At 68.4% G+C, this 18,119-nt stretch carries 18 protein-coding genes; 12 read left to right on the top strand and 6 right to left on the bottom strand.

Annotated elements, in window-relative coordinates; translation table 11 throughout:
* The first annotated feature begins 25 nt into the window (after positions 1–25).
* The 10 genes from IEX13_RS13990 (at position 26) to glmU (ending at position 8,594) form a co-directional block, all read left to right on the top strand.
* Positions 26–400, top strand: coding sequence for an ATP synthase subunit I (locus IEX13_RS13990; RefSeq protein WP_188665769.1), 375 nt, complete (start codon positions 26–28; stop codon positions 398–400).
* Positions 401–408: 8 nt separating this feature from the next.
* On the top strand, positions 409–1,272 hold the full coding sequence (gene atpB, locus IEX13_RS13985; protein ID WP_188665767.1) for a F0F1 ATP synthase subunit A: 864 nt from the start codon (positions 409–411) through the stop codon (positions 1,270–1,272).
* Positions 1,273–1,339: 67 nt separating this feature from the next.
* Positions 1,340–1,609 carry a F0F1 ATP synthase subunit C gene (gene atpE, locus IEX13_RS13980; RefSeq protein WP_188665765.1) on the top strand — a complete coding sequence of 90 codons (270 nt, stop codon included), beginning with the start codon at positions 1,340–1,342 and terminating at the stop codon, positions 1,607–1,609.
* A gap of 76 nt (positions 1,610–1,685) precedes the next feature.
* Complete coding sequence (locus IEX13_RS13975) at positions 1,686–2,156, top strand: F0F1 ATP synthase subunit B (protein ID WP_188665763.1); 471 nt, start codon at positions 1,686–1,688, stop codon at positions 2,154–2,156.
* Between the two features lie 13 nt (positions 2,157–2,169).
* On the top strand, positions 2,170–2,700 hold the full coding sequence (locus IEX13_RS13970) for a F0F1 ATP synthase subunit delta (RefSeq protein WP_188665760.1): 531 nt from the start codon (positions 2,170–2,172) through the stop codon (positions 2,698–2,700).
* A gap of 58 nt (positions 2,701–2,758) precedes the next feature.
* Complete coding sequence (atpA, locus tag IEX13_RS13965; RefSeq protein WP_188665757.1) at positions 2,759–4,303, top strand: F0F1 ATP synthase subunit alpha; 1,545 nt, start codon at positions 2,759–2,761, stop codon at positions 4,301–4,303.
* 38 nt (positions 4,304–4,341) lie between these two features.
* Positions 4,342–5,205 (top strand): F0F1 ATP synthase subunit gamma, encoded by an 864-nt coding sequence (gene atpG, locus IEX13_RS13960; protein WP_188665754.1) that lies wholly within the window; start codon positions 4,342–4,344, stop codon positions 5,203–5,205.
* 40 nt (positions 5,206–5,245) lie between these two features.
* Positions 5,246–6,655 (top strand): F0F1 ATP synthase subunit beta, encoded by a 1,410-nt coding sequence (atpD, locus tag IEX13_RS13955; protein WP_188665750.1) that lies wholly within the window; start codon positions 5,246–5,248, stop codon positions 6,653–6,655.
* Positions 6,656–6,667: 12 nt separating this feature from the next.
* On the top strand, positions 6,668–7,090 hold the full coding sequence (locus IEX13_RS13950) for a F0F1 ATP synthase subunit epsilon (protein ID WP_188665746.1): 423 nt from the start codon (positions 6,668–6,670) through the stop codon (positions 7,088–7,090).
* 136 nt (positions 7,091–7,226) lie between these two features.
* Positions 7,227–8,594: a bifunctional UDP-N-acetylglucosamine diphosphorylase/glucosamine-1-phosphate N-acetyltransferase GlmU gene (gene glmU / locus IEX13_RS13945; RefSeq protein ID WP_188665744.1), complete on the top strand. Its 1,368-nt coding sequence runs from the start codon at positions 7,227–7,229 to the stop codon at positions 8,592–8,594.
* Here the strand turns inward: glmU and IEX13_RS13940 are convergent.
* From IEX13_RS13940 to IEX13_RS13915, 6 genes are read right to left on the bottom strand one after another with little or no spacing between them, the layout of a single operon-like run.
* Positions 8,591–9,907 carry a sensor histidine kinase gene (locus IEX13_RS13940; protein WP_188665742.1) on the bottom strand — a complete coding sequence of 439 codons (1,317 nt, stop codon included), beginning with the start codon at positions 9,905–9,907 and terminating at the stop codon, positions 8,591–8,593. The two genes, glmU and IEX13_RS13940, sit on opposite strands and share 4 nt — an antisense overlap.
* Before the next feature lie 5 nt (positions 9,908–9,912).
* Complete coding sequence (locus tag IEX13_RS13935; protein WP_188665740.1) at positions 9,913–11,274, bottom strand: sigma-54-dependent transcriptional regulator; 1,362 nt, start codon at positions 11,272–11,274, stop codon at positions 9,913–9,915.
* Positions 11,275–11,289: 15 nt separating this feature from the next.
* Positions 11,290–12,516 carry an ABC transporter permease gene (locus IEX13_RS13930; protein ID WP_188665738.1) on the bottom strand — a complete coding sequence of 409 codons (1,227 nt, stop codon included), beginning with the start codon at positions 12,514–12,516 and terminating at the stop codon, positions 11,290–11,292.
* A gap of 12 nt (positions 12,517–12,528) precedes the next feature.
* Entirely contained in the window at positions 12,529–13,851 is a 1,323-nt protein-coding gene (locus tag IEX13_RS13925) for an ABC transporter permease (RefSeq protein WP_188665737.1), read from the bottom strand.
* 10 nt (positions 13,852–13,861) lie between these two features.
* On the bottom strand, positions 13,862–14,584 hold the full coding sequence (locus IEX13_RS13920; protein WP_188665735.1) for an ABC transporter ATP-binding protein: 723 nt from the start codon (positions 14,582–14,584) through the stop codon (positions 13,862–13,864).
* A gap of 34 nt (positions 14,585–14,618) precedes the next feature.
* Entirely contained in the window at positions 14,619–15,887 is a 1,269-nt protein-coding gene (locus IEX13_RS13915; protein WP_188665734.1) for an efflux RND transporter periplasmic adaptor subunit, read from the bottom strand.
* A 221-nt stretch (positions 15,888–16,108) separates the two neighbouring features.
* Here IEX13_RS13915 and glmS point away from each other — a divergent pair, with 221 nt between their 5' ends.
* Together glmS and IEX13_RS13905 are read left to right on the top strand one after the other, a co-directional pair.
* Positions 16,109–17,932 (top strand): glutamine--fructose-6-phosphate transaminase (isomerizing), encoded by a 1,824-nt coding sequence (gene glmS / locus IEX13_RS13910; RefSeq protein WP_188665732.1) that lies wholly within the window; start codon positions 16,109–16,111, stop codon positions 17,930–17,932.
* Positions 17,933–17,942: 10 nt separating this feature from the next.
* On the top strand, positions 17,943–18,119 hold the full coding sequence (locus IEX13_RS13905) for an oxidoreductase-like domain-containing protein (RefSeq protein WP_188665731.1): 177 nt from the start codon (positions 17,943–17,945) through the stop codon (positions 18,117–18,119).

Below are 18,119 nucleotides of genomic sequence, written 5' to 3'. Positions count from 1 at the left end.
TTCAGGGAACGCTACTGAGTCCTACTTGAACCGCGCGTCCCCTCCCGTTTCGCCCCACGCCCATCGGTTGCCGGTCTTCCAGCTGGCCCTCGGGTGCGCCGCCGCCGGCATCGCGGCGGTCTGGGCGGGCAGGGAAGCCGCCCTGGCCTGGCTGGCGGGTGCGGCGGTGATCGCGGCGGCACAGTGGGTCTTCAGCTGGCGAACGGAGCTGAGGTCGCGCTCGGCTCCGGCAGTCCGGATGTTCAGCCGGTTGCTCCTGGGAACGGTGCTCAAGTGGTTGGTGGTCGGCGCGGGTCTCGTGCTGGCCATGACCCAGGGCCTCCCTCCCGCCCATGTCCTCGGGGGCGCGTCACTCGCCGCCCTCGCCCAAATTTTCAGTCTGCCTTGGTTGCTTCGATGAACCGACTCATGCAAGTCGCCGGTGACAGTCCCAGCGAATACGTCACGCACCATCTCCAGCATTGGCGGGTGTCCATTGGCGAGGGCATCTTTTGGAACCTGAACGTCGACAGCCTGATCATGTCGCTGGCCATCGGCGTGCTGGGCCTGGGCCTGTTCTGGTTCGTCGGCCGCCGCGCCACCGCCGGCGTGCCGGGCAAGCTGCAGGCCTTCCTTGAACTGGCCGTCGAGTTCGTCGACACGCAGGTCCGCGACGTGTTCCACGGCAACCGCAGGTTCGTCGCCCCGCTGGCGCTGACGATCTTCGTGTGGATCTTCCTGATGAACTCCGTGAAGATGATCCCGGTCGACCTCGCGCCGGGCATCGCCAAGCTCTTCGGCGCCGAATACTTCCGCGCCGTGCCGACGACCGACCTCAACATCACGATCGGCATGTCCCTGTCGGTGCTGCTGCTGATGATCGTCTTCTCGGTCAAGGCCAAGGGTGCGTTCGGTTTCACCAAGGAGCTGTTCACCGCGCCCTTCCACGCCGACGGCATGTTCATGAAGATCGTGCTGGCCCCGGCGAACATCGGCCTGAACATCATCGAGCTGCTGTCCAAGCCGGTCAGCCTGGCCATGCGACTGTTCGGCAACATGTACGCCGGCGAGCTGGTCTTCCTGCTGATCGCCCTGCTGGGCGCGGCCGGCGGCCACTTCATCATGGACGTGGGCGGCTTCGGCGGCACCTCCGGCGGCATCCTGGCCTTCCTGGGCGCGGTGCTGGCGGGTGCGGGCTGGTCGATCTTCCACATCCTGGTCATCACGCTCCAGGCCTTCATCTTCATGATCCTCACCGTGGTCTATCTGTCGATGTCCACGGAAGCGCACTGATCCAGTTCCACCCCTTAGTTTTTGTTTTCGTCCTAACCCCAACCGACTTGTAAAAAAGGATTGCACCATGGACATGTCTCTCGTCGCCGCCATCCAGAGCTCGACCGCCCTTGCCATCGGCATCATCATCGGCCTGGGCGCGCTCGGCGCCTGCATCGGCATCGGCATCATGGGCTCGAAGTTCCTCGAGAGCGCCGCCCGCCAGCCCGAGCTGGTTCCGATGCTGTCCGGCCGCATGTTCCTGCTGGCCGGCCTGATCGACGCCGCGTTCATCATCGGCCTGGCCATCGCGCTGTTCTTCGCGTTCGCGAACCCGCTGCTGGCCCAGCTGGCCTGATCAGTCGGGTCGCCATGGTGACGCCGCCGGCCATGTGCCGCGGCGTCACTTGCCTCGTCATCGCGGAGTAGTCGCAATGGAAATCAACGCCACCTTTATCGGACAGGCCCTCGCGTTCGCGATCCTGATCTGGTTCTCGTACAAGTTCGTCTGGCCGCCGATGATGGGCGCCATCGAAGAGCGCCAGCAGAAGATCGCCGAAGGCCTGGCCGCGGCCGACCGCAGCAAGAAGGACCTGGCCCAGGCGGAAGAGAAGGTCGCCGAGGCCCTGCGCGAAGCCCGTACCAAGGCCAACGAGATCATCGAGCAGGCCCACGGCCGCGCGAACCAGATCATCGATGCCGCCAAGGTCGAAGCCATCGCCGAGGCCGGTCGCCAGAAGGCGCTCGCCCTGTCGGAAATCGACTCGGCCGCCAACCGCGCCAAGGAAGACCTGCGTCGCCAGGTTTCCGCGCTCGCGGTCGCCGGTGCCGAGAAGCTGATCCGCAAGGAGATCGACGGCAACGCCCACAAGGCGCTGCTCGACGAGCTCGCCGCCGAGATCTGAGGTCCAGCCCCCCATGAGCCAAGCCCTCACCCTCGCCCGCCCGTACGCCCGTGCCGCCTTTTCGCTGGCCCAGGACGCGGGCCGCCTGCCCCAGTGGTCGGCCCTGATCGGCTTTGCCGCGCAGGCCGCCGCCGTGCCGGAGGCGCACGACGCCGTCGTGCACCCGCTGGCCAAGGCCGACGACCTGGTCGAACTGCTGCTGCCCCCGGGCGACAGCGACCCGAACTTCCGCCAGTTCCTGGCCGTGCTGGCGGACAACCGCCGCCTGGCCCTGCTGCCGGAAATCGCGGGCCTGTTCGACCAGCTGCGCGCCGACGCCGAGCGGGTGGTCAAGGCCACCGTCACCTCCGCCCAGCCGCTGGACGCCGCTGAACTGGAGATGCTGCGCAGCTCGCTGCGCAAGCGCTTCGGTCGCGAGGTCGAGCTGGCGACGGCGGTGGACGCCGGGCTCATCGGCGGCGCGGTCATCGATACCGGCGAGGTCGTTATCGACGGCTCGCTCCGCACCAAGCTGGCGCGCCTCGGCGCGGCGCTGGCGAACTGAACACGATTTTCCTTTGAACCAAGTGCCGGCCCAGGCCGGACGACCCAGGGATACCCCCATGCAGACGCTCAACCCGTCCGAAATCAGCGAACTGATCAAGTCCCGCATCGAGAAGGTCAAGCTGACCGCCGAAGCCCGCAACGAAGGCACCGTCACCTCGGTGTCCGACGGCATCGTGCGCATCCACGGCCTGGCCGATGCGATGCAGGGCGAAATGATCGAGCTGCCGAACAGCACCTACGCGCTGGCCCTGAACCTCGAGCGCGACTCGGTCGGCGCCGTCGTCCTGGGTGACTACGAGCACCTGCGCGAGGGTGACGTGGCCAAGACCACCGGCCGCATCCTGGAAGTGCCGATCGGCCCCGAGCTGCTGGGCCGCGTCGTCAACGCCCTGGGTGAGCCGATCGACGGCAAGGGCCCGATCGCCTCGTCGCTGACCGCGCCGGTGGAAAAGGTCGCGCCCGGCGTGATCGAGCGCCAGTCGGTGTCGCAGCCGGTGCAGACCGGCTACAAGTCGGTCGACGCCATGATCCCGATCGGCCGCGGCCAGCGCGAGCTGGTCATCGGCGACCGCCAGACCGGCAAGACCGCCCTGGCCATCGACGCCGTGATCAACCAGAAGGGCACCGGCATCAAGTGCGTCTACGTGGCCATCGGCCAGAAGGCCTCCACGATCGCCAACATCGTGCGCCGCCTGGAAGAAAACGGCGCCCTGGCGCACACCATCGTCGTCGCCGCTACGGCGTCCGAATCGGCCGCCATGCAGTACATCTCGGCCTACTCGGGCTGCACCATGGGCGAATACTTCCGCGACCGCGGCGAAGACGCGCTGATCGTTTACGACGACCTGTCCAAGCAGGCCGTGGCCTACCGCCAGATCTCCCTGCTGCTGCGCCGCCCGCCGGGCCGCGAAGCCTACCCGGGTGACGTGTTCTATCTCCACTCCCGCCTGCTCGAGCGCGCGGCCCGCGTGAACGAGGACTACGTCGAGAAGTTCACCAACGGCGCCGTCAAGGGCAAGACCGGCTCGCTGACCGCGCTGCCGATCATCGAAACCCAGGCCGGTGACGTTTCGGCGTTCGTGCCGACCAACGTGATCTCGATCACCGACGGCCAGATCTTCCTGGAAACCGACCTGTTCAACGCCGGCATCCGCCCGGCCGTGAACGCCGGCATCTCGGTGTCGCGCGTCGGTGGCGCGGCCCAGACCACGATCATGAAGAAGCTCTCGGGCGGTATCCGCATCTCGCTGGCGCAGTACCGCGAGCTGGCCGCGTTCGCCCAGTTCGCCTCGGACCTCGACGAAGCCACCCGCAAGCAGCTCGAGCGCGGCCAGCGCGTCACCGAGCTGATGAAGCAGAAGCAGTACGCGCCGATGTCGATCGCGCAGATGGCGCTGTCGATCTACGCCGTCAACGAGGGCTACCTGGACGACGTGCCGCTGAATAAGGTGCTGGCGTTCGAAGAAGGCCTGCACGCGCACATGACCAACACCCAGGGCGACCTGGAGAAGAAGATCGTCGAGTCCGGCGCCTGGGACAAGGACATCGAGGCGTCGTTCAAGACCCTTATCTCCGAGTTCAAGGCCACCGGCAGCTGGTAAGCCAGTCGAACCAGGCACAACGCAGCTAAGGAAGAAACATGGCAGGCGGCAGGGAAATCAAGACCAAGATCAAGAGCGTGCAGAACACCCGCAAGGTGACGCGCGCGCTCGAGATGGTCTCGGCGTCGAAGATCCGCAAGGCGCAGGACCGCATGAAGCAGTCCCGGCCCTACGCGCGACTGATGCGCCAGGTGATCGGCCACATCGCCAAGGCCAACACCGAGTACGTGCACCCGTTCATGGTCGAGCGCCAGGACGTCAAGCGCGTCGGTTACATCGTCGTGTCCACCGACCGCGGCCTGTGCGGCGGCCTGAACTCGCAGATGTTCCGCCGCATCCTGGCCGACATGCGCGAGTGGCAGGAAAAGGGCGTCGAGATCGACGTCGTGTGCATCGGCCAGAAGGCCACGGTGTTCTTCCGCCGCCTGAAGGTGAACCTGATCGGCTCGGTCACCCACCTGGGCGAAAAGCCCGAACTGGCCAAGCTGGTCGGCGTCATCAAGGTGATGCTCGACGGTTACACCGAAGGCAGGCTCGACCGGGTCTTCCTGAGCTACAACGACTTCATCAACACCATGGCGCAGAAGCCGCGCCAGGACCAGCTGCTGCCGCTGCCGCCGTCGGAATCGCTCGAGACCCGTCACGACTGGGACTACCTGTACGAGCCGGACGCCCAGGCGGTGCTCGAACACGTGCTGACGCGCTACGTCGAATCGCTGGTCTACCAGGCCGTGCTGGAAAACCTTGCTTCCGAACATGCGGCGCGCATGGTGGCCATGAAGTCGGCCTCCGACAACGCCAACAAGCTGATCGGCGACCTGCAGCTCGTCTACAACAAGGCGCGCCAGGCTGCGATCACCCAGGAAATCTCCGAAATCGTCGGCGGCGCCGCTGCAGTTTGACGCGACGCCCCAACCCAGTATCAGAACCGAGGAAACAGCAATGAGCCAGGGCAAGATTGTGCAGATCATCGGCGCGGTCGTGGACGTCGAGTTCCCGCGCGTGGATGTGCCGAAGGTCTACGACGCACTCAAGGTCGAAGGCACCGACATCACCCTCGAAGTCCAGCAGCAGCTGGGCGACGGCATCGTGCGCACCATTGCGCTCGGTTCCACCGACGGCCTCAAGCGCAACCTGGTTGCCATCAACACCGGCAAGGCCATCTCCGTGCCGGTCGGCAAGGAAACCCTGGGCCGCATCATGGACGTGCTGGGTCGCCCGATCGACGAAGCCGGTCCGGTCGACACCAAGGACAAGTGGGAAATCCACCGCGCCGCGCCGAGCTACGAGGACCAGTCCTCGGGCAACGAACTGCTGGAAACCGGCATCAAGGTCATCGACCTGATGTGCCCGTTCGCCAAGGGCGGCAAGGTCGGCCTGTTCGGCGGCGCCGGCGTCGGCAAGACCGTCAACATGATGGAGCTGATCAACAACATCGCCAAGCAGCACGCCGGCCTGTCGGTGTTCGCCGGCGTGGGTGAGCGCACCCGCGAAGGCAACGACTTCTACCACGAGATGAAGGACTCCAACGTCCTGGACAAGGTCGCGATGGTGTACGGCCAGATGAACGAGCCGCCGGGCAACCGCCTGCGCGTCGCGCTGACCGGCCTGACCATGGCCGAGTACTTCCGCGACGACATCGACCCGGCCACCGGCAAGGGTCGCGACATCCTGTTCTTCGTGGACAACATCTACCGCTACACCCTGGCCGGCACCGAGGTTTCGGCGCTGCTGGGCCGCATGCCGTCCGCCGTGGGTTACCAGCCGACGCTGGCCGAGGAAATGGGCGTGCTACAGGAGCGCATCACCTCGACCAAGACCGGCTCGATCACCTCGATCCAGGCCGTGTACGTGCCCGCCGATGACCTGACCGACCCGTCGCCGGCCACCACCTTCGCCCACCTCGACGCCACCGTCGTGCTGTCGCGAAACATCGCCTCGCTGGGTATCTACCCGGCCGTGGACCCGCTGGACTCGACCTCGCGCCAGCTGGACCCGAACGTGATCGGCAACGAACACTACGACACCGCGCGCCGCGTGCAGGCCACCTTGCAGAAGTACAAGGAGCTCAAGGACATCATCGCGATCCTGGGCATGGACGAGCTGTCCGAAGAAGACAAGCAGGCCGTGTCCCGCGCCCGCAAGATCGAGCGCTTCTTCTCCCAGCCCTTCCACGTGGCCGAAGTCTTCACCGGTTCGCCGGGCAAGTACGTCACGCTCAAGGAAACCATCCGCGGCTTCAAGATGATCGTGGACGGCGAGTGCGATTCGCTGCCCGAGCAGGCGTTCTACATGGTCGGCGGCATCGACGAAGCCTTCGAGAAGGCCAAGAAGATGGCGGCGGCGGCCTAAAGGAATCTATCCATGAGCACCATCCGTTGCGACATCGTCAGCGCCGAGGAAGAAATCTTCCAGGGTGACGTGCAGCTGGTCGTGGCCACCGGCGAGATGGGCGAGCTCGGCATCGCGCCGCGCCATGCGCCCCTGATCACCCGCCTCAAGCCCGGCCAGGTCCGCCTGACGCTGGCCGACGGCGCCGAGCAGTTCTTCTATGTCTCGGGCGGCATCCTCGAGGTGCAGCCGCAGGTGGTGACCATCCTCACCGACACCGCCATCCGCGCCGCGGACCTCGACGAGGCCCAGGCCAAGGCGGCCAAGGACGAGGCCGAGCGCATGCTGGCCAACCGCAGCGAAGCCATGGACCTGGCCGAAGCCCAGACCAAGCTGGCCGAGGCGATGGCCCAGCTGCAGGCGCTCGAGCGCCTGCGCAAGAACCTCAAGCACTGACCCGGCGGTTCCGGCCCCGCCGGACCCGACCCGCGACCGCGCCGGCCTCGTGCCGGCGCCGTCGTTTCCGGTGACGAAAAATTCCCGGCTGGCGGCCCGCGCGGGCGCGGCCGATACTAGGCCCACGGAGGAAACCATGAGCCAGTCCCTGCACGTGATCATCCTCGCCGCCGGCGAGGGCAAGCGCATGAAGTCGCGCACCCCGAAGGTCCTGCAGCCCATCGCCGGCCGGCCGATGCTGGGCCACGTGGTGGACACGGCCCGCGCCCTGGGCGCCGCCGGCATCCACGTGGTCTACGGCCACGGTGGCGACCGGGTGCGCGCCGCCTTCGCGGCGGACGACGACCTGCACTGGGCTGAACAGGCGCAGCAGCTGGGCACCGGCCATGCCGTCCAGCAGGCCATGCCCGGCGTGCCCGAAAGCGCGCGCGTGCTGGTGCTTTATGCCGACGTGCCGCTGATCACGGTGCAGACCCTGCGCGAACTACTCGACGCCGCCCGCGAACAGGCCGCCGTGCTGTGCGAAACCCTGGCCGACCCCAGTGGCTACGGCCGCGTGCTGCTCGACGGCAATGGCAACGTGCAGGCCATCGTCGAACACAAGGACGCCGATGAGGCCCAACGCGCCGTGAAGCTGGTGAACACCGGCGTGATCGCCGCGCCAGCCTCCGACCTGCGCCGCTGGCTGTCGCGCCTGGGCAACGACAACGCCCAGGGCGAGTACTACCTGACCGACATCTTCGCCATGGCCCGCGCCGACGGCCGCGCCGCCGCGCACACCCACTGCCGCATCCCCGGCGAAGCCGAGGGCGCCAACGACCCGGTGCAGCTGGCGCGGCTCGAGCGTGCCTTCCAGCGTCGCGCCGCCGAGGCGCTGATGCGCGAGGGCGTGCGCCTGGCCGACCCGGCCCGCTTCGACCAGCGCGGAACCGTCGAAACCGGCGCCGACGTCGAGATCGACGTGGACGTGGTGCTCGAGGGCCGCGTGGTGCTGGGCGAGGGCGTGCGCATCGGTCCCTTCTGCCGGCTGCGTGACGTCGAGCTGGGGCCGGGCAGCGTGGTCCGGGCCCACTGCGACCTCGAAGGCGTGGTCGCCGCCGCCGGCTGCACCCTGGGTCCGTTTGCGCGCCTGCGCCCCGGCACCGAGCTGGGCGAGGGCGTGAACATCGGCAACTTCGTCGAAACCAAGAAGACCAGCCTGGGCAACGGCAGCAAGGCCAACCACCTGAGCTACCTGGGCGACGCCCTGGTCGGCGCGAAGGTGAACATCGGCGCCGGCACCATCACCTGCAACTACGACGGCGTCAACAAGGCCACCACCACCATCGGCGATGGCGCCTTCGTCGGCTCCAACAGTTCGCTGGTGGCGCCGGTGGAAATCGGCGAGGGCGCGACCATCGGTGCCGGCAGCGTCATCACCAAGACCGCCCCGGCCGGCAAGCTGACCGTCGGCCGCGGCCGCCAGGCCACCATCGACGGCTGGCAGCGCCCCCGCAAGCGCTAGTCGTCGGCGACGGGCAAGACCAGCGACACCTGCAGGCCGCCGCCGTCGCGGTTGGAAAGCCCGATGCGGCCGCCGTGGGCTTCGGCGATCTCGCGCGCCAGCGCCAGGCCCAGGCCGGTGCCGCTGCGTTTGGTGGAATAAAACGGCACCAGGGCGTTGGCCAGCACCGCCTCGCCCATGCCGGTGCCGCGGTCGAGCACCTCGATGCGCAGCACGCCGCCGCCGCGACGCACGCGCAGCTGCACGTCTTCGGCCGTCGAGCCCGATTCGTGGGCATTCTTGAGCAGGTTCAGCAGGGCCTGCTCCATCTGCGGCACATCGACGCGCACCGAGCCCGGCGGCAGTTCGCCGTCGAGCCCGAAACTGATCTGGCTGCGCAGGCGGTCCACCAGCACCGTCCAGGGCGTGGCCTCGAGCCGGGGCGTGGGCAGCTTGGCGAAACGCGCGTAGCCGCGGATGAAACCCTCGAGGTGGCGCGCGCGCTCTTCGATCATGGCGAAGATCGCCTCGAGCTTTTCGGTTTGCCCGCGGCGGGTCAGTTCGGCGCCTGAATGCGCCAGCGATGCGACCGGCGCCAGCGAGTTGTTGAGCTCGTGGCTGATCACCCGGATCACCTTCTTCCAGGTCTGCACTTCCTGGCGGCGCAGTTCGGTGGTGAGCTGGCGCAGCAGCAGCAGTTCGTGCGGGCGGCCGTTGAGCCGGAAGCCGCGGCGGGCCAGGTGGTAGACGTCTTCCTCTTCGCCTTCGCCGACCGAAAACAGGCCGTCACCGCCGCGGGCCAGCGCCTCGGCAAGGGCCGATGGCGCCGCCTGCACCAGCGCTTCCAGGGCCAGGCCTTCGATCTTGCGTCCGTCGTTGAGCAGGCGGCGCGCCGCCAGATTGGCGTAGACCACATGGCCGCCGTCGGCGACCAGCAGCATGGCCACCGGCGTGTTCTGCACCATGGTGTCGAGCAGCAGTTCGCGCTGCACCAGGGCCAGGCGCTGTTCGCGCAGCACGCCGCCCAGTTCGTTGTGGGCCGCGACCAGGTCGCCGAGTTCGTCGCGATGCGGCCAGCGCAGTCCGAAGCTGAAGTCGCCGTCGCGGTAGCTGAGCGTCGTGCCGGCCAGCGCGCGGAACAGCGACAGCACCGGCCGCACCGCGCGACGCATCGCCCACATCGAGAGCAGCAGGCCCGCGGCCACGGCGACCAGGCCGGCCAGCAGCGGGCTGCCCAGCAGCGGCGCCAGCACCAGCGCCAACGCCACCGACACCGTCGCCACCCCGGCGCCGACCAGGGCCAGGATGCCGGCAATCGATCGGCGTGCGCGCATGCGGGTCAGGGCCGGGCGATGCCCAGGCGCTCCATGCGGCGGTACAGGGCCTGGCGGCTGAGTCCGAGCTCACTTGCGGCCTGCGCGACCACGCCCCCGGCGCGGGCCAGCGCCTGTTCGATGCTGCCGCGGTCGAGGTCGGCGTCGTTGCCCTGGGAAGCAGCCGCGGGCGCAGCCGCCACGGGCAGGCCAAGGTCGCCGGCCTGGATGACCGGGCCGGCGCTGAGCAGGCAGGCACGCTGCATCACGTTCTTGAGTTCGCGCACGTGGCCGGGCCAGGCGTGGCGCAGCAGGGCGTGCACCGCACCGTCGGACAGCGACTTGCCGGCGGCCAGGAAGGCCTGCGCCAGCGGCAGGATGTCGCGCGGGCGCTCGGCCAGTGGCGGGATGCGGATCTCGATGACGTTGAGCCGGTAGTACAGGTCTTCGCGGAAGCGGCCGTCGCGGATCATCGCCGGCAGGTCGGCATTGGTGGCGCTGATCACCCGCACCTTGACCTGCTTTTCGCGGTTCGAGCCCAGCCGGGTGAACCGGCCGGTCTCGAGCACGCGCAGAAGCTTCATCTGGCCTTCGGGCGGCAGGTTGCCGATTTCGTCCAGGAACAGGGTGCCGCCGTCGGCCGCCTCGAACTTGCCCTCGCGGGCCTTGCCGGCGCCGGTATAGGCACCGGCATCGGCGCCGAACAGTTCGGCTTCGATCAGCTCCGACGGCAGCGCGCCGCAGTTGAGCGTGACGAAGGGGCCGGACTTCACCGAAGAATTGGCCTGCAGGATCTCGGCGATCTTTTCCTTGCCCGACCCGTTCGGGCCGGTCACCAGCACCGGCACGTCGGCGCGGGCGACCTGGGTGGCCAGGCACAGCACGCGTTCCATCGCCGGGTCGGCCCAGACCAGGCCACGCAGGTCGTGGTCGCGTTCGAGTTCGCGGCGCTGGCGGTGGTCGCGGCGGGCGCATTCGGCCATGGCGCGCGAGGCCTGCCCCAGTTCGAGCAGGTTGCCCACGGTCGCCAGCAGCTTGCGGTCGTCCCAGGGCTTGGCCAGGTAATCGGCGGCGCCGGCCTTGACCAGGTCCACCGCGGCCTCGAGGTGGGTCCAGGCGGTGAGCAGGATCACCGGAAGGTCCGGGTGGGCCGCACGGATGGCCTTGAACAGCGCCTCGCCTTCTTCGCCCGAGGTGGTGTCCTGGGTGAAGTTCATGTCCTGGATCACCAGGTCCACGGGTTCGCTGGCCAGCAGCGCCAGGCCTTCTTCGGGCGAGGAGGCGCGCAGGGTGCGGTAGTCGTGCAGGGAAAACAGCACTTCCAGCGCGGCAGCCACCGACGGGTTGTCGTCGATGACCAGCAGGGTGGCGTGGGCGGATGGCGGCATGGGCCTAATCTACCTTCAGGCCGTGCGGGTGGCGATGGCCGGCGGCACCGCCGCCGCGCGCCAGGCCGGGCCCAGCACCGCCAGCAGTCCCAGGACCCACATGCCGGCCATGGTCAGGCCCAGGTAGGCCACCGGCAGGCGCGGCAGGTCCAGCTCCGAGACAAGGAAGTTGTTCAGGCCGATCGCCAGGGCGATGCCGGCGGCGATGCCGGCGGTGGTGATCATCAGGTTCTCGACCAGGAAGTAGCGCAGGATGTCCGCCTTGCGGGCGCCGATCGCGCGCCGTACGCCGATCTGCTTGCGTCGCTGGTTCACCCACAGGCTGGCCATGCCGACGATGCCCGAGGCGGTGATCAGCAGCAGGAAGAAGGTGACCGCGATCAGCAGCCCGGCCATCAGGCGTTCGCCGGCGTAGCGGCGTTCGCGCGATTCCGACAGCGTGCGGCGGCTGAGCAGGACGCGGTCGTTGCTCAGGCCCAGCAGCACCTTCTCGACCTCGGCCATCACCTGGTCGTGGCGGCCGGCCTCGGTGCGCACCGAATAGCGGGTGAAGGGGTCGAGGTAGCGCATGGGCATGATCAGGCTGTACTCGGCCGCGTCTCCCACGCTGGCCCACGGCGTCTGCAGCTTCTCCACCACGCCGATGACCTGCACCGGCGGATTGTCCGGGCCGCCCATGTAGATGGGCTTGCCCAACACCGAAGTGGCGTCGGGCCACAGGGCCTTCGCCATCTGCCGGGTGACGATAACCACGCTGGGCAGGTTGCGGTCGACCTGGGGATCGGACTCGATGTAGTCGCCGGCTTCGAAGTCGCGGCCTTCCACCAGGGTCAGGCCGAAGGTGTCGATGATCGACTCGGGCGTGAAGTACTGCGCCGCCGACGACACCGGCGAATCCTGCTGGTCGGTGGACGTGACGATGGGGCCGACGTTCCAGCCCGACTGGCCCAGCGGCACCTGGTTGGTCCAGGCTGCCGACACCACGCCCGGCACGGCGCGGATGGCCTCCATGTCGCGCAGCTGCATGCCGCGCACGTCGCTGATGGCCCGGTGCGGGTAGAAGCGCAGCTCGGAAACGTTGGCTTCGTCAGCGCCGCTGGGTCGCGCGGCCGTGGCCAGGCGGTCCTGGATGATGTACAGCGCGTTGCAGACGATGGCCAGGGTCAGCGCGACCTGGGCGGCGATCAGCAGCGGCGCGGTCTTGTTGCGCAGCATGGCCGAAAGGATGGGACGGATTTCCATGGCGGCGGGTCCTTACTGGCTCTTGAGCTGGAGGGCGGGCACCACCTGGCAGGCGCGCCAGGTGGGCAACAGGCCGGCGACGATGGCCGCGACCACGGACACCAGCACGGCGATGGCGAGCATCGGCACGTCCAGGTGGGTGAGCTGGGCGATGCCCGGGTTGAAGTCGCGGATGAAGGCCAGCGCGCCCAGCGTCAGCGCGATGCCGGTGCCGGCGCCGACCAGGCCGATCACGGCGGCTTCGGTCAGGTACTGCCGGAAGACTTCGCCACGCGAGGCGCCCAGCGCCCGGCGCACGCCGATCTCGCCCGGGCGGGCGCTGAACTTGGCCAGCAGCAGGCCGACGGTGTTCACCAGGCACACCAGCAGGAAGCCGAAGGCCAGCCAGGTCGAGGTGCGGGTGTCGTCGCTGACCACCTCGCGCTCGTCCAGCCATTCGCGCACGTTGAACAGGCGGTTGTTCACCGGCAGCTCGAAGCGGTTGAGGGCCTTCTGTTCGTTGACGTAGGCCACCAGGTAGTCGGCGTAGCGGTCGCGGTCGCCGGCCGATTCCAGTTCCACCCACATCTGCACCCAGTTGCACTCGCCCTCGACCAGGCCGCGGAAGCCGGGCGCGGGCGGGGTGGAGTTGCAGCTGATGCTGCCGTTGACCTGCAGTTCGCGGGCGATCGCGGTGCGCAGCGGCAGGTAGATGTCCTCGCTGGTGTCGAAGCTCTGGCTGCCGATCAGGCGGTAGAACTTCGGCAGCGGGTCCCAGGTGTCGATGACGCCGACGACCTGGTATTCGCTGTCGCTGGCGCGGATCGTCTGTCCGACGGGATTGACGCCTTCGCCGTAGACGCGTTCGGCCAGGCTGCGGCTGATCACCGCCACCTGGGTGCCGCGCTGGTCGTCGTCGGTCGACCAGGGCTGGCCGTGCACGAAGGGCACGTCGAACATCGCGAAGAAGTCGCGGCCCACGGCCAGGCCGTCGCTGAAGAAGGGCGGCAGGTCGGGGCGGCCGGAGTCGATCGGCGGGCTGACGCCGTAGATCGGGGTCTGGCGCACGGCTTCGCCCGCCTCCCACAGCGCCAGCGCGTCGCGCATGGTCAGCTGGGAGGGCGGCTCGCGGCCGGTGTCGGGGGCCGCGCCGTTGCCGGAGGGCCCGTTGTCGAGCAGGGGCACGAACAGGCGGTCGGACTTGTGCGGGATCGGGTCGCCGGACATGCCGCGCAGCAGGGTCAGCGTCGTCATCGACGCCGCCACGCCCACCGACAGGGTCAGCACCATCAGCGTGGTCAGCACCGGGTTGCGGCGCAGGCTGCGGAAGCCCAGGGCAAGGTAGTAGCCGAACATGGCGGGCTCCTCAGACGGTCGTGGCGTGGACGGCGGTGGCGCTGGCCAGGCTGCGCGCGGTTTCGTGGGTCAGGTCGCTGACCTGGCCGTCGATGATGTGCACGTTGCGGTGCGCGCGGGCCGCCAGTTCCGGGTCGTGGGTGACCATCAGGATGGTGGTGCCGCTGGCGTTGATCTCCTCGAGCAGTTCCATCACGCCGCGCGCCATCTGGGAGTCGAGGTTGCCGGTGGGTTCGTCGGCGAGCAGCAGCCGCGGCGAGCCGGCCAGGGCGCGGGCGATGGCCACGCGCTGCTGCTGGCCGCCGGAAAGTTCGGCCGGGTAGTGCTTCATGCGCGAGGCCAGGCCGACCTGGGCCAGGGCTTCCTCGATGCGTTTGCGGCGCTCGGCGGCGCCGAAACCGCGGTAGCGCAGCGGCACGTCGACGTTGTCGAACAGGTTCAGGTCCGGGATCAGGTTGAAGCCCTGGAAGATGAAGCCCAGCTTCTCGTTGCGCAGCTTCGAGCGCTGGCCGTCGTCCAGCCCGCGCACGTCGACGCCGTCGAGGAAGAACTCGCCGCCGGTGAACTCCTCGAGCAGGCCGGCGATGTTGAGGAAGGTGGTCTTGCCCGAACCCGAGGGGCCGGTGACGGCGACGAACTCGCCTTCCTTGACGTGGATGTCGAATCCACGCAGGGCATGGGTTTCGATCATGTGGGTTCGGTAGACCTTGCTCAGGTTGTTCATGCGCAGCATGGCGGGTTCCTCGGTCGCAGGTTCGTTGGAAGGGTCAGTCGTTGATGGCGACGCGCTCGGCGTCTTCGAAGGTGTCGGTGCCGGAAATCACGATGCGCTCGCCGGGCTGCACGCCCTCGAGGATCTCGACTTCGCCCACGCTGGTGGCGCCCAGCACGATCGGGCGGCGCACGGCGATGCCGTTTTCCACCACGTAGGCGGTGCGGCCACCCAGGGCTTCGACGAAGGGGCCGCGGGCGACCTTGATGACGTCGGGTTTTTCCTCGAACAGCACGCGGGCGCTGACGCGCTGGTTTTGGCGCAGGCCGGGCGGCTGTTCGCCGTCGAAGCGCACGCGCGCCAGCACCTGGTTGTTGACGACCTCGGGCGAGATCGCCGAGATGGTGCCGGTGGCCGCGGTGGCGCCGATGCGCACCTGTGCGGTCATGCCCAGGCCCAGGTCCTCGGCGTAGGACTCGGGCATCTCCAGCTCGACTTCCAGGCGGCTCAGGTCGACGACGGTCATCAGCGGCGTGTTGGCCACCACCACGGCGCGGTCGTTCACGCTGAGCGTGCCGATGACGCCGTCCACCGGGGAGCGCACATTGAGTTCGTCCACGCGGCGTTCGAGGTTCACGGTAAGCAGGCGCTGGCGTTCGAGCAGCTGCTCCTGGGTCTTGAGTCCCAGGCTGACGTCCTGGCCTTCGAGCTGGGCGGCGGTGCCGGCGTGCTGGCTGCGGATGTCGGCGCTGGCCATGGCGTCCTTGGCGCGCAGGTATTCGACTTCGGCGATGGCGCCCAGTTCGAAGCCGCGCTGGGCCCGCTGCAGGTCGCGCAGGGCGGCCAGCCGGGTCACTTCGGCATCGTCGGCCTCGCGCTTGGCCAGCAGGCTGGCCTTGCGGGCCAGGATGCGCTGGCGCGCGACTTCCGCTTCGAGCTGGGCCAGGGTGGCCTGCTCGCGCTGGAGTTCGTTCTGCAGTTCTGGTGAATCGATAACCGCCATCACGTCGCCCCGGGCCACGGTATCGCCGGCCAGGATCTTCAGGGTCACGGTGCCACCGGCCGGGGCATAGAGGGTGGGGCTGACGGCGGCCACGACGCGGCCGTTGGCCGTGGCATCGCGCACCAGCAGGCCACGCTGGACTTCGGCGATACGCAGCCGGTCGGCGGATACCGCGCCGGCGCTGCCCAGCCAGTCGCTGAGCAGCCAGCCCACCAGCAGCACCGCCGCCACCGCGGCGCCGGCGAGGTAGAGCGGGCGGCGGGAGCGGGGCGCCTGGGCCTGGGAAAGGCTGCGGTCCTGGGCGGAGGTGTCGCGGATCATCGGCAAAATCCCGTTGGTTCAGGTCTGCCTTGGATGATGCAACCACCGTGCCAATCAGTAAGCAATTGATTGTAAAGATATTGTCGGCTGTCCGCGGCGTCCGTTCGGCCCCTGGCCGGACGCCCGGCGGACACCGGCCCCGGACCTGCGAATCCGTCGCCCGCGGAAAGCCACTTGCTTCACTTAAACTTGCGGGTCTGTCACCAAGGAATGGATAGCCCATGTGTGGAATCGTCGGCATCAGCGCCAACCGGCCCATCGTCCAGCACCTGATCGCCGGGCTTGCCGCGCTTGAATACCGCGGCTATGACTCGGCCGGCGTGTCCCTGCTCACCGGCGACGGCATTTCCCGCCTGCGCGCCAAGGGCAAGGTGCGCGACCTGGTCGCCCTGCAGGCACAGACCGGCCTGGACGGATACTGCGGCATCGCCCACACCCGCTGGGCCACCCACGGCGTGCCCAGCGAAGACAACGCGCATCCGCACGTATCGGGCGACGTCAGCCTGGTGCACAACGGCATCATCGAAAACCACGCCGAACTGCGCGCCGAGCTGCAGGCCGAAGGTTTTGAATTCAGCTCCCAGACCGACACCGAAGTGGTGGCGCACCTGGTCGAGCGCGCGCAGCGCCAGGGCCTGTCCCTGCTGGCGGCGGTGCAGCAGGTCGTCAAGGGCCTGCATGGCGCCTACGCGATCGCGGCGATCTCGGCGCGCGAGCCCGGCACGGTGGTCGGCGCGCGGTTCGGTGCGCCGCTGATCGTCGGCCTGGGCGAAGGCGAACACTACCTGGCCTCCGACGTGCACGCGCTGCTGCCGCTGACCAAACGTTTCATGTACCTCGAGGAAGGCGACGTCGCCGAGGTCACCGTCGACGGCATCCGTCTCTTCGACGCCGACGGCAAGCCGGTCGGGCGCGAGGTCAAGGAATCGCACTTCAGCGCCGACGCGGTGGAGCGGGGCGAATACGCCCACTTCATGCTCAAGGAAATCCACGAGCAGCCGGTGGCCGTGGCCGATACGCTCGAGGGCCGCATCGCCGGCGGCAAGATCCTGACCCAGATCTTCGGCGTGGACGCCGAGCGCCTGCTGGCCGACACCCGGGCCGTGCACATCATCGCCTGCGGCACCAGCTACCACGCCGGCCTGGTGGCGCGTTACTGGATCGAACAGCTGGCGCGGGTGCCGTGCACGACGGAAATCGCCAGCGAATACCGCTACCGCGACCCGGTGGTCCACGAAGGCACGCTGTTCCTGACCATCTCCCAATCCGGCGAAACCGCCGACACCCTGGCCGCGCTCAAACTGGCCAAGGAACGCCCCTACCTGACCCGCATGGCCGTGTGCAACGTGCCCGAGTCGTCGATCGTGCGCGAGTCGGCCCTGGTGCTGATGACCCGCGCGGGCCCTGAAATCGGCGTGGCCTCGACCAAGGCCTTCACCACCCAACTGGTCGCGCTGGCGCTGTTTTCCCTGGCCCTGGCCAGGGCCAAGGGCCTGGACGACGAGCGTTATTTCGACGGCGTGCGCCAGCTCGAACACCTGCCCGGCCACATCGCCGAGGTGCTCAAGCTCGACGCCGAAATCAAGGACCTGGCCGAACAGTTCGTCGGCAAGCACCACGCGCTGTTCCTGGGCCGCGGCACGCACTGGCCGGTGGCCATGGAAGGCGCGCTCAAGCTCAAGGAAATCAGCTACATCCACGCCGAGGCCTATGCCGCCGGCGAGCTCAAGCACGGCCCGCTGGCCCTGGTGGACGAAGACATGCCGGTCATCGCGGTGGCGCCCAACGACCGCCTGATCGACAAGCTCAAGTCCAACCTCGAGGAAGTGCGCGCCCGCGGCGGCGTGCTCTACGCCTTCGTCGACGAAACCGTGGCCCATGGCCTGGACGCCGCGCGCGTGGTCATCCTGCCGGCCTCGGGCGAGATCGCCGCGCCCATCATCTCCACCATCCCGCTGCAGCTGCTCAGCTACCACGTGGCCGTACAGCGCGGCACCGACGTCGACCAGCCGCGCAACCTGGCCAAGTCGGTAACGGTGGAATGAGCGCGGGCGGGTGAACAGCACGCCGCCCAGGCATGACCCGCGCCCGGTCGAACCCGAGCGGCCGCTGCCTGTGGACTGCTGCGACGGCGGCTGCGCGGTCTGCGTGTTCGACAGCTACGCTCAGGACATGGACCACTACCGGGAACTGCTGGCGCAGTGGAAGGCGCGGCACCCGGAAGCGGACTGA

Origin of the sequence: Arenimonas soli, assembly GCF_014643775.1 — a bacterium.
Taxonomy (GTDB): Bacteria; Pseudomonadota; Gammaproteobacteria; order Xanthomonadales; family Xanthomonadaceae; genus Arenimonas; species Arenimonas soli.
Note: the sequence above shows the minus strand (reverse complement) of the source record. Positions and strands in the feature narration are given on the sequence as shown.

What these genes read in the sequence shown, in the direction of transcription:
- atpB (WP_188665767.1), top strand. Translation starts at nt 409, where the DNA reads ATGCAAGTCGCCGGTGACAGTCCCAGCGAATACGTCACGCACCATCTC.
- atpE (WP_188665765.1), top strand. Translation starts at nt 1,340, where the DNA reads ATGGACATGTCTCTCGTCGCCGCCATCCAGAGCTCGACCGCCCTTGCC.
- IEX13_RS13975 (WP_188665763.1), top strand. Translation starts at nt 1,686, where the DNA reads ATGGAAATCAACGCCACCTTTATCGGACAGGCCCTCGCGTTCGCGATC.
- IEX13_RS13970 (WP_188665760.1), top strand. Translation starts at nt 2,170, where the DNA reads ATGAGCCAAGCCCTCACCCTCGCCCGCCCGTACGCCCGTGCCGCCTTT.
- atpA (WP_188665757.1), top strand. Translation starts at nt 2,759, where the DNA reads ATGCAGACGCTCAACCCGTCCGAAATCAGCGAACTGATCAAGTCCCGC.
- atpG (WP_188665754.1), top strand. Translation starts at nt 4,342, where the DNA reads ATGGCAGGCGGCAGGGAAATCAAGACCAAGATCAAGAGCGTGCAGAAC.
- atpD (WP_188665750.1), top strand. Translation starts at nt 5,246, where the DNA reads ATGAGCCAGGGCAAGATTGTGCAGATCATCGGCGCGGTCGTGGACGTC.
- IEX13_RS13950 (WP_188665746.1), top strand. Translation starts at nt 6,668, where the DNA reads ATGAGCACCATCCGTTGCGACATCGTCAGCGCCGAGGAAGAAATCTTC.
- glmU (WP_188665744.1), top strand. Translation starts at nt 7,227, where the DNA reads ATGAGCCAGTCCCTGCACGTGATCATCCTCGCCGCCGGCGAGGGCAAG.
- IEX13_RS13940 (WP_188665742.1), bottom strand. Translation starts at nt 9,907, where the DNA reads ATGCGCGCACGCCGATCGATTGCCGGCATCCTGGCCCTGGTCGGCGCC.
- IEX13_RS13935 (WP_188665740.1), bottom strand. Translation starts at nt 11,274, where the DNA reads ATGCCGCCATCCGCCCACGCCACCCTGCTGGTCATCGACGACAACCCG.
- IEX13_RS13930 (WP_188665738.1), bottom strand. Translation starts at nt 12,516, where the DNA reads ATGGAAATCCGTCCCATCCTTTCGGCCATGCTGCGCAACAAGACCGCG.
- IEX13_RS13925 (WP_188665737.1), bottom strand. Translation starts at nt 13,851, where the DNA reads ATGTTCGGCTACTACCTTGCCCTGGGCTTCCGCAGCCTGCGCCGCAAC.
- IEX13_RS13920 (WP_188665735.1), bottom strand. Translation starts at nt 14,584, where the DNA reads ATGCTGCGCATGAACAACCTGAGCAAGGTCTACCGAACCCACATGATC.
- IEX13_RS13915 (WP_188665734.1), bottom strand. Translation starts at nt 15,887, where the DNA reads ATGATCCGCGACACCTCCGCCCAGGACCGCAGCCTTTCCCAGGCCCAG.
- glmS (WP_188665732.1), top strand. Translation starts at nt 16,109, where the DNA reads ATGTGTGGAATCGTCGGCATCAGCGCCAACCGGCCCATCGTCCAGCAC.